The organism is Rhodococcus (subgen. Prescottella) equi, assembly GCF_003013675.1.
Classification (GTDB): domain Bacteria; phylum Actinomycetota; class Actinomycetes; order Mycobacteriales; family Mycobacteriaceae; genus Prescottella; species Prescottella equi.
The window spans coordinates 2,697,582-2,710,156 of sequence record NZ_CP027793.1 but is presented as its reverse complement, the minus strand read 5'-3'; the positions used below and the strand labels follow the sequence as shown (position 1 = coordinate 2,710,156).

At 69.9% G+C, this 12,575-nt stretch carries 12 protein-coding genes; 7 read left to right on the top strand and 5 right to left on the bottom strand.

What is annotated here, in order from left to right:
* Positions 1 to 59 precede the first annotated feature (59 nt).
* The 4 genes from C7H75_RS12815 to C7H75_RS12800 all read right to left on the bottom strand — a co-directional run bounded on the left by C7H75_RS12815 (position 60) and on the right by C7H75_RS12800 (position 4,169).
* Positions 60 to 284 carry an MbtH family protein gene (locus C7H75_RS12815; protein WP_022595992.1) on the bottom strand — a complete coding sequence of 75 codons (225 nt, stop codon included), beginning with the start codon at positions 282 to 284 and terminating at the stop codon, positions 60 to 62.
* Between the two features lie 158 nt (positions 285 to 442).
* On the bottom strand, positions 443 to 2,074 hold the full coding sequence (gene lnt / locus C7H75_RS12810) for an apolipoprotein N-acyltransferase (protein ID WP_064079175.1): 1,632 nt from the start codon (positions 2,072 to 2,074) through the stop codon (positions 443 to 445).
* Positions 2,064 to 3,665, bottom strand: coding sequence for an amidohydrolase (locus C7H75_RS12805; protein ID WP_106851420.1), 1,602 nt, complete (start codon positions 3,663 to 3,665; stop codon positions 2,064 to 2,066). The genes lnt and C7H75_RS12805 overlap by 11 nt, the downstream gene beginning before the upstream one ends.
* A gap of 12 nt (positions 3,666 to 3,677) precedes the next feature.
* Positions 3,678 to 4,169, bottom strand: a complete 492-nt coding sequence (locus tag C7H75_RS12800) for an FxsA family protein (RefSeq protein ID WP_013416060.1) — start codon at positions 4,167 to 4,169, stop codon at positions 3,678 to 3,680.
* A 213-nt stretch (positions 4,170 to 4,382) separates the two neighbouring features.
* On the opposite strand from C7H75_RS12800, the gene C7H75_RS12795 reads away from it, so the two are divergent.
* Positions 4,383 to 5,033, top strand: a complete 651-nt coding sequence (locus C7H75_RS12795) for a hypothetical protein (protein WP_106851419.1) — start codon at positions 4,383 to 4,385, stop codon at positions 5,031 to 5,033.
* A gap of 70 nt (positions 5,034 to 5,103) precedes the next feature.
* Here the strand turns inward: C7H75_RS12795 and C7H75_RS12790 are convergent, their stop codons facing one another.
* Entirely contained in the window at positions 5,104 to 5,706 is a 603-nt protein-coding gene (locus C7H75_RS12790; protein ID WP_106851418.1) for a hypothetical protein, read from the bottom strand.
* 164 nt (positions 5,707 to 5,870) lie between these two features.
* On the opposite strand from C7H75_RS12790, the gene C7H75_RS12785 reads away from it, so the two are divergent.
* The 6 genes from C7H75_RS12785 (at position 5,871) to C7H75_RS12760 (ending at position 12,568) form a co-directional block, all read left to right on the top strand.
* Positions 5,871 to 6,506: a TetR/AcrR family transcriptional regulator gene (locus C7H75_RS12785; RefSeq protein WP_106851417.1), complete on the top strand. Its 636-nt coding sequence runs from the start codon at positions 5,871 to 5,873 to the stop codon at positions 6,504 to 6,506.
* Between the two features lie 118 nt (positions 6,507 to 6,624).
* A complete protein-coding gene (locus tag C7H75_RS12780; RefSeq protein ID WP_084987354.1) occupies positions 6,625 to 8,145 on the top strand; it encodes a DUF1254 domain-containing protein in 1,521 nt (506 codons plus the stop codon).
* A 67-nt stretch (positions 8,146 to 8,212) separates the two neighbouring features.
* Positions 8,213 to 9,763 (top strand): TldD/PmbA family protein, encoded by a 1,551-nt coding sequence (locus tag C7H75_RS12775; RefSeq protein ID WP_106851416.1) that lies wholly within the window; start codon positions 8,213 to 8,215, stop codon positions 9,761 to 9,763.
* A gap of 25 nt (positions 9,764 to 9,788) precedes the next feature.
* Positions 9,789 to 11,156 (top strand): metallopeptidase TldD-related protein, encoded by a 1,368-nt coding sequence (locus tag C7H75_RS12770; protein ID WP_081187607.1) that lies wholly within the window; start codon positions 9,789 to 9,791, stop codon positions 11,154 to 11,156.
* Between the two features lie 8 nt (positions 11,157 to 11,164).
* Positions 11,165 to 11,557 carry a YchJ family protein gene (locus C7H75_RS12765; protein WP_106851415.1) on the top strand — a complete coding sequence of 131 codons (393 nt, stop codon included), beginning with the start codon at positions 11,165 to 11,167 and terminating at the stop codon, positions 11,555 to 11,557.
* A 24-nt stretch (positions 11,558 to 11,581) separates the two neighbouring features.
* Positions 11,582 to 12,568 carry an LLM class F420-dependent oxidoreductase gene (locus tag C7H75_RS12760; RefSeq protein ID WP_106851414.1) on the top strand — a complete coding sequence of 329 codons (987 nt, stop codon included), beginning with the start codon at positions 11,582 to 11,584 and terminating at the stop codon, positions 12,566 to 12,568.
* Positions 12,569 to 12,575 lie beyond the last annotated feature (7 nt).

Sequence of the window (12,575 nt, the reverse complement as noted above, 5' to 3'; positions counted from 1 at the left end):
TTGGTCCCGGGCGGTGGTCCGGGGTCGGTCCGAAGGGGGTCGCGGCGCTCGTCCCGCGCCTAGCCGAGCGACGAATCATGCTCCGATGCGACGACCGTTGCCGGCGGCCGCAGATCGGTCCAGTGCGCATCGATGTAGGCGACGCAGGCGCGGCGCGTGTCCCGGCCGTGCACTACCGCCCAGCCGGACGGAACGTCCGCGAAGGCGGGCCAGAGTGAATGCTGGTTCTCCTCATTGACCAGCACCAGGTATTCGGCATCGGCGTCGTCGAACGGATTGGTCACCGTCTCACCTCTCGATCGTTGTCGACGAAATGTGATGCACACCATTCTTTAGTTCGACCGCCGGACGCTGGCTGTTACACCATGTTAGGCGCACGAAAACGCCCCTGCACCGACATCGAGACGGTGCAGGGGCGTTTTCGGTGAATCCGCCGGGTGGATCAGGCTTCGCCCGGACCCCGCCGGGCGGTTTCCGTCACCGTCCGGTCGGTCTCTGGATCCGCGTGGCCGCCCGACGTGCTCCTCGAGCGACGACCGCCGACGACCGCCAGGGCGAGCGCGACGAGCGCACCCAGGCTCAGGAGGTACTCGGGGATCGGTCCGAGTCGGGTGGCGAGCGTGGTCTCGGTGCGCAGCGACACCTCCGACACCAGGGCCGCCGGCACGAAGAGCTCCGACTGCTGCAGCACCGAACCGTCGGAACCGATGATCGCGCTGACTCCGCTGGTGGCCGCCACGACAACGTCGCGCCGGTGTTCGACGGCCCGTACCTGCGACATCGCCAACTGCTGATAGGTCATCTCGGTGTCACCGAAGGTGGCGTTGTTGGTGGGCACGGCGATCAGTTCCGCGCCGTCCCGCACCGATTCGGTGAGGGCGCGGTCGAACGCGACCTCGTAGCACGTGGCGACACCCACCGGAATGCCGTCGGCGTGGACGACACCGTTGCCGTCGCCGGGCACGAAGTTGCCGGCCTTGTCGGCATACTCCGAGAAGAACCGGAAGAAGTCGCGGTACGGCAGGTACTCGCCGAAGGGCTGGATGATCCGCTTGTCGTGCCGCTCGCCCGCACCGGCGGACCCGTCCCACACGATGACGGAGTTGGTGGTGGTGCGGTCGGAGTTGACGAGCACGGCGCCGACCAGGATCGGCGCTCCCACCGCCTCGGACGCAGCAGTGATCTCCTCGGCCGCGTCGGCGTTCCGGAACGGGTCGATGTCCGACGCGTTCTCGGGCCACACCACCAGGTCCGGCTGCGGCTGCCGGCCGGCGGCGACGTCGTCGGCCAACTCGAAGGTGCGCCGCACGTGGTTGTCGAGCACCGCGCGACGCTGCGCGTTGAAGTCGAGGCCGAGCCGGGGCACGCTGCCCTGGATCGCGGCGACGGTGACGGTTCGGTCGCCGTCCGCATCGGCGTGCACGTAGGGCACGGTGGCCACGGCCACGATCGAGGCGCCGCACGCGACGAGGACCGGACCTGCGAGGGCCCGCAACGGCCGGCGGCGCCACGCCGTGAAGGCGACGGCCGCCAGGCCCGTCCCCGTGACGGCCACCCCGAAGCTGAGCAGCGGCGCACCGCCGAGCGCGGCCAAGGGAAGCAACCAGCCCTCCGGCTGGCCGAATGCCAGCCGGCCCCAAGGGAATCCACCGAACGGCAGCGACGATCGGAGCCATTCGGTGAGGCTCCACACCGCCGCGACCGCGACGGCCAGGACCCAGATCGGTGCCCGTAGGCGCGTGACGAGGACCGCGGCGAGGCCGAACAAACCGATGAAGACCGACTCGGCCGCCGCGAGCGCGAGCCACGGCAGCGGGCCGACGTAGACGCCGATCCACGGCAACAGCGGGACGAGGAAACCGAGACCGGCTAGATAGCCGTAGCCGAACCCGGCACGCAGCGTGCGCCCGCCGCAGCCGTAACCGGTGAGGACAGCGGTGAGCAGGGCGATGCCGACCGGGGCGAGGAACCACAGTGGTCGCGGCGGGAAGCTCGCGAACAGCAGCAGGCCCGAAGCGACGGCGAGTGCGGCGTCGCGTGCGGTCGCCGTCAGGGCAGACCGGTCACGCTTCATGGACGGTGACTCCGCGATGCACCGAACGCAGGCACACCGGCACCGGGGCGTCGTCCTCGAGGCGAGGCAGCGCCGGCACCCGGGAGCGGGGATCCGTCGACCAGCGCTGGACGGAGTCCTGGGGAGCGGACACGACCAGTTCGTCGGCGTCCCACACCACGTAGGACGCGGGAGCCCCCGGGTTCAGGGTGCCCGCCATACCGTCGCGGACACCGCCCGCCCGCCACGCGCCGCGCGTCGCCGCGGAAAACGCCGCGCGCGGCGACACCCCGCTGCCCGGAGTGCGGTGGTTGACGGCGGCCCGGAGCATCGCCCACGGTTCGATGGGAGTCACCGGCGCGTCGGAGCCGAAGGCCAGCGACATGCCCGTCGACGCGATGGGGGCGAACGCGTTCATGCGCGCGGCCCGCTCGGCGCCGAGGCGCTGCGCGTACATGCCCTCGGTGCCGCCCCACAGGGCGTCGAACACGGGTTGCATGCTGGCGATCACGCCCCAGCTGCCGAGCAGGGCGGCCTGCTCGGGGGTCACCATCTCGAGATGCTCGAGCCGGTGGCCGCGCGCGGCGACGGCAGGTCCGCCCAGTTCGTTCGCGACGGTCTCGAACGCCGCGACGGCGGTGCGGATCGCGGCGTCGCCGATCACGTGGAAGCCCGCCTGGATCCCGGCAAGGGTGCAGGCGCGCACGTGCGCCGCCACCGCGTCGACGTCGAGGTAGCGGTTCCCGTGACGGCCGGCGCAATCGTGGTACGGCTCGACCAGTGCGGCCGTGTGGGACCCGAGCGCGCCGTCGACGAACAGGTCGCCGCCGAGGGCGTGCGCGCCGGTGTGGGCCAGTAGCTCGGTGGCCTCCTCCGCAGTGGTGACCGCCTCACCCCAGTAGCCGCGGACCTCGACCCCGTGCGTGAGCGCGAGCAGTTCGCGGAAGTCGGTGAGGCCGCCGATCGCGGGACCGCCGCACTCGTGGACGGCGACGACGCCCCGGGCCGCACAGTGGTCGAGGGCCGCACGGCGGGCGCTCGCGCGCTGCGTCTCGGTCAACAGTGCCCGGGCCCGGTCGCGGACCAGGTGGTGGGCGTCGGCGGAGAGCGCACCGTCCGGCGTGAACCCGGTGGCCGCGGTCAGGTCCGGCGTCGCGGCACGCAAAGGCGTCGAGCACAGCGCGGAATGCGCGTCGACGCGGCTGAGGTACACCGCCCGGCCGGGTGCGGCGGCGTCCAGATCTGCAGTGGTCGGGGCGGTGTCGGGCCACGTGCTGTCGTCCCAGCCCTGGCCCCAGACGACCGCGTCGTCGTGCTCGCTCGCGAAGCGCCGCAGCAGCTCCAGGCATTCGGACCGGTTGCGGGCTCCCCCGAGGTCGAGGCCCGTCAACTGCAGGCCGAGCGCGGTGACGTGGACATGGGTGTCGACGAAGCCGGGAGTGACGAACGCGCCGTCGAGGTCGATCACCTCGGCGTCCGGGTGCAGGGCACGGCCCGGACGGTCCTCGCCGGTCCAGACGACCGTGCCGTCGGTGACGGCCATCGCGGTGGCGTCGGGGGCACTGGGACTGTAGATGCGGCCGCCGACCAACAGTTGGGTACTCACGAGCATCCAGTCTGCCTGCTACGGCAGGGCGCGGGGTCCCTGGGTCGGGGTGTCGGAGCCGAAGTCCGGGTCCACGTCCACGACTTCGCCGTCGATGACGGTTCCACGCCGTGCACCTGCCGTGCGGGATGCGAACTCGACGCCTGCCAAGGTCACGTTGGCGCGCTTGCCGGCGAGCAGGACCGCGACCGGGCGCAGCGCCCATCGGGTGGGCGGCAGCAGCATGAGCAGCCCCAAGACTGAGGTCACCAGCCCCGGCACGAACATCAACACGGAGCCGGCCGCAACCATCGCGCCGTCGGCGACCGCTCCGGTCGGCGACGTCTCCCCTCGGGTGGCTCGGCGGAAGCCGGCCATGACGGCGCGCCACTGCGACTTCACCAGCACCATGCCGACAGCGGATCCGGCGATGAGCAGCAGCACGGTCCACAGGACGCCGATCGTGCTGCCCACCCAGATCAGCACACCGACCTCCACGACGACGTAGAGAACGAACAGTGCGGCGATCATCGGTTGATCCTTTCGGTGGCGCGGACCGCCGGGGGCGGCGGAATGCTCTGTCTGCTCAACGATCGGCGACCCGAAAATGCTCCCACGTCCGCTCGCCGGCATCGGAGTCGATGCGGTAACGGTCTAACCCTAAAGTTGACGTAGAGACTTCCGGCGTGGTGCAGTACCAGGACAGATCGGCTGGGAGGGCTGGTCACTCAGGGAGGAGTTCACATGTCACGACGCTTCGGGCGCACCGCCGCACGCCGTCTGGTCGTCCGTGTCACCGCCACCGTTGCGGCCGCCGCCGCGGGAGCCGTCGTGTTCTCGGGCGTGGCGAATGCCGCGCCTGCACCGGCCGCGCCGCCGTCGCTGCAGACGCTCCTCGGCGACCTGACCAAGAACGTCCCGCTACCCCAGGATCTGTTGGGAGGGCTGCTCGCCACGCCCGGCGTCACCGAGGTCATCGAGGGAGTGACGGGCCAGGAGGTGGGCACCACCACCGCGAAGGACTTCCTGTTCCCCGCCCCGACGTTCGGTTGCGGTGTCGCCGACAATCCGATGACGGTGACGGTCGCGAGCGCGCAGTCCGGGCCGAACTTCCCCCTGCCCCCGTGGGTCGAACGCGGCCAGCTGCGTTTCCAGGCACTGCCGGCGCATCTCGGGATCCCGAAGAAGTCGGATCTGCAGGTCGCGTGGTTCAACACGACGACCCTCAAGGGCGGCGTGGTACCGCTCGACGACTCGATCGTGAACGTGCCGACGTTGTCGAAGACCGTCGAGACCGGTGAGGGCAACGTGCTGGCCGCGATGTTCGGGCAGGTGGGGTACGAGTCCGGCGTCACCTGCACCGCGCTCGGCACGGTGGGGCAGTTCACCGCGTAGCGTCTCGGAGTCGAAGTCCCCCGTCGAATCGGTGATTCGGCGGGGGACTTCTCGTTTCGGCCGCACCGACTCAGGTGCCCGACGTCACTTCCTCCACCTCGTCGCAGCGGATCGTTCCCGCGGCCGCCGTCCACCGCGGCTCGCGGTCGATGCTCGTCGCCAGGCTGTTGATCATGAAGGTGAGCGTCATGTGGTCGGCGGTCACCGCAAGCGAGAGTCCGTCCTCCCGGGTACCGCCGAGGCGGTGGTGACTGCCACCGGGACCCGAGAACACGATGTCGACCGCGTCCGTTCGATCGGCCTCCGCGGATCGGATCCCCAGGGCCGCGCGCACCGCGAAGTCCCGTCCCGGTAACTCTCCCCCGCCGTCGTAGTCGGCGAAGTCGCTCGACTCCACCTCGTACTCCCAGTACTCTTCGCTGCCCCGCGAGTACGTGACGTGACGGCACGTCGCGGCACCCTCGGCGGGCAGAACCGCGCCGCCCGTCCACGAGATCCCGAGTTCCAGCCGACTGGCCGTGGCCGTGTCCGGATCCGGCAGGTCGAGCGCCCTACCGCCCTCCTGCCGAGTGAATCCCGCCTCGGACGAAGTGCGTTCGCCGTCGTCGCTGCTCGAGCACCCCGTGGAAACCAGGGCCGCCGGCACCAGGACCGCCACGGTCGCGGCGAGCATCCGTCGAGCGTGTTTCCGCCTCCCCACCATGTATCCCAACGTAACCGAACGATTCGGGCATGCCCGGCATCCCTCTCAGTGGGAGCCTCCCTGGGAAGCGCCGCATCGGTGAGACAAGGTGACTTAACCGCGCCGCAGGGGCGTCGGACCCGAGAGGAGTGGGCATGACGTCGACGGCATCCGGCACGGACGTCGAGTCGGTCCTGTCCGACGTCCAGCGCAGGCTGCTCGTCGCGGCCGAACGCCTCTTCGCGGAGCGAGGTGTCGCGAACGTGTCGCTGCGCGAGATCGGCGCGGGCGCGCAGCAGCGCAACCATTCGGCGGTCCAGTACCACTTCACGACGAAGGCGGCACTCATCCAGGCGCTGTACGACTTCCGTCTCGTCCCGCTGAACCGACGCCGCCTCGAGATGCTCGCCGCCCGCGACGAGCACACCTTCGAAGAACTGGTCGAGGCGTACATCCGGCCGCTGGGTGACGCGGTCGTCGAGACCAGCGGAGGCAGCTCGTACGCCCGCTTCGTGCACCGCTACCTCGGCGAGGGCGCCGGCGACTTCGAACCGTTCGACGACCGGCACAACAGTGGCGTCAAGGCCATCACCACCGAGCTGCTCGTGCGACTCGGCGACCTCGACGAGTCGTACCGGATGGAACGAATCCAGCAGTTCAAGCGGTTGGTGACCGCTGTTCTCGCCGACGTGGAACGACGTCTCGAACATCGTCAGATCACCGGCGCCCAGGCCACGGTCGCGGTGGACACCCTCGTCGCGGGAGCCGCCGCCTACCTGCGGGCGCCCTGACCCGGTCGGCCTACCCTTTCTCCCCTTCTCCCCCCCGTCTTCCGACCGCGCCCCCGCGTGCGGTCTCCCGCTGCCCGCAAGTTAAGTCACTCTGTCTTACACCGTGAGAGGATTTTCGATGAAGCTTCGCCCCCACTCCCGTTCGACGGCTCTCGCCGCTGCCGGCGCCTCGGCACTGCTGCTGATCACTGCGTGCGGTGGACCGTCCGCCGCGCAGTCGACCGAGCACGCCCTGATCGACCCGGCGCTGTCCACCGAGCAGATCGCCGACCTGTCCGAGGAAGCCTTCTACTGGGGCCTCAACATCGCCGGCTACTACGAACTGCGGCACGTCTTCACCGAACTCGAGGGGCAACCGGCATACCGCGGTATCAACCGGGTCCAGCCACAGTTGAACCTGTTCGACGCGAAGACCCGCTACGCCACCACGGTGAACGCATCGACGCTGTACTCCGGCGGCGCCTTCGACATCTCCGACGACCCGATCGTGGTCGAGACCCCGGCGGTCACGGACGGCCGGTACTGGAGCGTGCAGGCCACCGACCAGAACGTCGAATGTTTCTTCAAGGCCGGCTCACAGTTCACCGGAAATGCGCCGCAGCGGTACCTGATCGTCGGGCCCGACTGGAAAGGGAAGCTGCCCAGCGGTTTCCGCGGCACCGAGATCATCCGCGCATCGTCGAACTCGTTCACGCTGGCGGTCCGGGTGGCGGTGACGACCCGCGACGAACAGGACATGGCCGCGGCCCGGCAGACGGTGACCGGGGTGCTCGCCGCGCCGCTCGCGCAGTGGGAGGCGAACGGCGGCAAGGTTCCCCCGCTCGACCAGCAGCCGGTCGTCAAGGGCGCCTACCGAACCTTCCCGCGGATGGATCAGATCTCCGACATCGGCAAGTCGATGACTCCCATCGACTACCTGCAACTGCTGAGCCTGTCGATCAACGATCCGTCGCTGACCAGGCGCACCGACTCGGTCAAGGAGACCGACACGCTCGACCGGCTCGCGAAGTTGGGGCTGCGCGAAGGCACCATCTTCGAGCCCGAGGAGGTTTCGGCCGAGCAGAAGGCCGCCATCGAGGATGGTTTCACCCGTGCCCGCCGCGAGGCCAAGGACGCCTTCGAGTCCTCGCAGGTCGACATGAACGGTTGGCGCCTGCAGTCGAGCCTGTTCTTCGACGACCTCGACTACGTCGCCAAGGCCGGCGCCGACGACGTCGCCTGGGGCACCCCCGTCCCGTACGAGTCGCACACGATCGCCTACGTCTTCGACGACAGCGAGGGCCGTCCGCTCGAGGGCAAGTACGACTACACGCTCACCTTCGACGTGAACGAACTGCCGCCGACCACCGAGTTCTGGGAGTTGCCGGTGTACGACTCGGCCGGCTACTTCATCGACAACCCGGTGAACCGGTACAGCGCGACGAGTGAACTGCTGAAGGCCGGCGACTACGCCGTGGTCGACGGCAAGCTCACGTTCTATCTGCAGCCGGAGAGGCCCACCGATCCCGAGCAGGCCCGCAACTGGCTGCCGACCGCACCGTCGGACGGATTCCAGTTGGCGGCCCGGTTCTACGGGCCCACCGCGGGGCTGATCGACGGCGGGTATGCGATGCCGCGCATCGTCCGGTCCGGGGGCTAGTCGGCCCAGGCGCGGCGAGGGTGCCGGGGCGGACCTTCGTCGCGCTGCCGCGCTCTAGACTGACCCGGTGATCGTGACGCATGGCGGTGCCCGCCACTCGGACCGCGCCCCGCACGCGGTCGACGACGAATTCACCGCGCTCCCCCTGCGCGCCCTCGCCGACGCAGCGCTCGCAGTGGCTCGAGCAGCCGGAGCGGAGCACGCGGATCTTCGGGTGCACCGCACCGTCACGCAGTCGCTGCGCCTGCGGGACGGGCGGGTACAGGCGGTCGAGGACGGCACCGAGACCGGCTTCGCGGTCCGCGTGATCGTGGACGGCACGTGGGGATTCGCTTCCCACGCGCAGTTGACGTCGGACACTGCGGCCGCCGTGGCGGCGGAAGCGGTCCGGGTCGCTCGTGCGCTCCGCGCTCTCAACCGCGAACGGGTGGAGCTCGCGCCGGAACCGGTCTACCCGGGCGCGGTGTGGGTCTCGGACTACGTGACGGACCCGTTCACCGTGGCGACGGCCGACAAGGTGGCGCTACTCGGTGACTGGTCGCGCCGCCTGCTGGGTGCGGACGGCGTCGACCACGTCACCGCGAGTTGCCTGCAGGTCAAGGAGCAGACGTTCTACGCCGACCTCGCCGGGTCGACGATCACCCAGCAACGCGTGCGGTTGCATCCGGAACTCGAGGCCACATCCGTCGACTCCGATGCCGGAACCTTCGAGACGATGCGCACACTCGCCCCACCGGTCGGCCGGGGCTGGGAGTACCTCGCCGGTGCGGGGTGGGAGTGGGACGCCGAACTGGCCGAGATCCCCGGCCTGCTGGTGGAGAAGGTCGCGGCCCCGAGCGTCGAGGCCGGCCCGACCGACCTCGTCATCGACCCCACCAATCTGTGGCTGACCATCCACGAATCCGTCGGGCACGCAACCGAGTACGACCGCGCCATCGGGTACGAGGCGGCGTACGCGGGAACCTCCTTCGCGACGCCGGACCTGTTGGGCACCCTGCAGTACGGCACCCCGCTGATGCACGTGACCGCCGACCGGACCGAACGGCACGGGCTCGCGAGCGTCGGATACGACGACGACGCGGTCGCCGCGCAGCGCTGGGACCTGGTGCGCGACGGCGTGCTCGTCGGCTACCAGCTCGACCGGGTATTCGCGCCGCGGTTGGGGCTGGACCGATCCAACGGTTGCTCGTACGCCGACTCCGCGCACCACGTGCCGATCCAGCGGATGGCGAACGTGTCGCTGCAGCCGGACCCGGGATCCGACCCGAGCACCGCCGACCTGATCTCCCGTGTCGAGAACGGGATCTACGTCGTCGGCGACAAGAGCTGGTCGATCGACATGCAGCGCTACAATTTCCAGTTCACCGGCCAGCGGTTCTTCCGGATCCGGAACGGCCGACTCGACGGCCAACTGCGCGACGTCGCCTATCAGGCCACCACCACCGACTTCTGGGGGTCGATGGAGGCGGTCGGCGGCCCGTCGACGTGGCGGCTCGGCGGCGCGTTCAACTGCGGCAAGGCGCAACCCGGGCAGGTCGCGGCGGTGAGCCACGGCTGCCCGTCGGCGCTCTTCCGCGGCGTCAACGTACTCAACACGCGGGTGGAGGGCGGGCAGTGACCATGACTCAGCCGGAGGGCGGCCGATGATCCCCGCGCAGGAACTGGTCGAGCGGGCCCTCGCGCTCTCGACCGTCGACGAGGCGATGGTGCTGGTCACCGACGCCGCAGAGGCGTCGCTGCGCTGGGCCGGCAATTCGATGACCACCAACGGGGTCTCGACATCCAGGTCGTGGACCGTGCTGTCCGTGATCCGCTCCGCCGACGGGTCCGCACGCGTCGGTGCGGTGACGTCGTCGACGGTCGACGCCGGTGCGATCGCCGACGTCGTGCGCGCGAGCGAGGACGCGGCCCGCTCGGCGCAGCCCGCCGAGGACGCCATGGACCTCCCGGCCGGGGACGGCGTCGGCGGCGTGGACTGGGCCGACGGTCCGGCGAGCACGGGCGTCGAGGTGTTCGAAGGTCTGGTGCCCGGTCTCGCAGACGGTTTCGCGGGGGCCGACCGGCTCTACGGCTTCGCGCACCACCAGGTCCACTCCACGTGGCTCGGGACATCGGCGGGGGTGCGCCGCCGGTACACCCAGCCCACCGGGTCGATCGAGATCAACGGCAAGCGCGGCGACGCCAGCGCCTGGGTGGGTTCGGCGAGCCTCGACTTCACCGACGTGTCCGTGCCGAAGCTGCTGGCCGACCTCGACACCCGGCTGGGCTGGTCGGACCGAACGGTGGCGCTGCCGGCCGGCAGGTACGAGACGGTGCTGCCACCGTCGGCGGTGTCCGACCTGATGATCCCGCTGATGTGGGCGATGGAGGGCCGCGGCGCACAGGAGGGGCACACCGCGTTCTCCCGCCGGGGTGGCACCCGGGTCGGTGAGCGACTCACCGACATTCCGCTGACGCTCTATTCGGATCCACACGCCGACCGGTTGGGCTACACCCCGTTCGTCGCGACCACCTCCTCGTCCGACACGCTGTCGGTGTTCGACAACGGGATGGACGCCGGACGGGTCGACTGGATCCGGGACGGCGTGATCAACGCGCTCGCCTACCCGCGTGCGGCGGCCGCCGAGTTCGATGCGCCCGCCGCCGTGCCGGGTGACAACCTGCTGCTGACCGGCGGATCGGCGGCCACGCTCGACGACATGGTGGCGCGGACCGAACGCGGCCTGCTGCTGACGACGCTGTGGTACATCCGGGAGGTCGACCCCGCCACCGCACTGCTCACCGGTCTCACCCGCGACGGTGTGTACCTGATCGAGGACGGCGCGGTGACCGCCGCGGTCAACAACTTCCGGTTCAACGAGAGCCCACTGGATCTGCTGCGACGGGTCACCGAGGTGGGCGCGACCGAGCCGACACTGCCCCGGGAGTGGAAGGACTGGTTCACGCGAACCGCGATGCCGCCGATGCGGATTCCCGACTTCCACATGTCCTCCGTCAGCCAGGCACAGTGAGGGTCCCGATGCCGACGATCTCCGACGACGACCGCTGTCCCTGCCTGTCCGGTGGGCAGTACGGCCGGTGTTGTGGCCGCTTCCATTCCGGGACGGCCGAGGCGCCCACCGCCGAACAGCTGATGCGGTCGCGTTACAGCGCGTTCGCCGTCGGCGACGAGGCCTATCTGCTGCGCACGTGGCACCCGGACACCAGGCCGAAACGGCTGGACCTCGACCCGGAGCAGGTGTGGCGCCGACTGGACGTGCTGACCACGTCGGGCGGCGGTCTCCTCGACAGCACCGGCACCGTCGAGTTCGTCGCGCACTATGTGGACCACGGGACACGCGGATCGATGCGCGAACACAGCACGTTCGTCCGCGAGGACGGACGATGGCTGTACGTGGACGCCGTGCAGTAAACCTCTAGAGAACAGGATCCTGTCATGCGTTTCGGACTCTTCGTGCCCCAGGGTTGGCGACTGGACCTCGTCGGCGTCGATCCCGCCGACCAGTGGGGCGTGATGCGCGATGTCGCGCTGCGCGCCGACAACGGTCCGTGGGAGTCGATCTGGGTGTACGACCACTTCCACACCGTCCCGGAGCCCACCGACGAGGCGACGCACGAGGCGTGGTCGCTGATGGCGGCGTTCGCGGCGGTCACCGAGCGGGTACGGCTGGGACAGATGTGCACCGCGATGAGCTACCGCAACCCCGCCTACCTGGCGAAAGTGGCGGCGACGACCGATCTGATCTCCGGCGGACGGGTCGAGATGGGCATCGGCGGCGGCTGGTACGAGCACGAGTGGCGCGCCTACGGCTACGGCTTCCCGTCGGCGGGCGAGCGACTCGGCCGGCTCGACGAGGGTGTCCAGATCATGCGGCAGGCATGGTCCACCGGCGCCGCGACTCTGGACGGCAAGCACTACCAGGTGGACGGCGCGATCGTCCGCCCCCTGCCACTGCAGGACGGCGGCATCCCGCTGTGGATCGCCGGTGGTGGCGAGAAGGTGACGTTGAAGATCGCGGCGAAGTACGCGCAGTACACGAACTTCGACGGCACCCCCGAGGTGTTCGCGCACAAGTCGGAGATCCTGCGGCGCCACTGCGCGGAGGTCGGCACCGACTTCGACGCCATCACCCGGTCGGCGAACTACAACGTCGCGATCGGCCGCACCGAGGCCGAGGTACAGGACCGCCTCGAGGCGCTGCGGGCGCGGCTCGAACCGGTCGTCGGAGCCGAGAAGGCCGAGGCGTCGCTGAACGCGTTCCGCGGGCTACCGGCCGTCGGCACGCCGGAGCAGATCGTCGAGAACCTGACGGCGCTCAAGAAGCAGGGCCTCGAGTACGCGATCTTCTACGTCCCCGAGGCGGCGTACGACCCGTCCGGTCTCGAACTCCTCGAGAAGGAAGTGCTGCCGCATCTGATGTGAGCGCTTG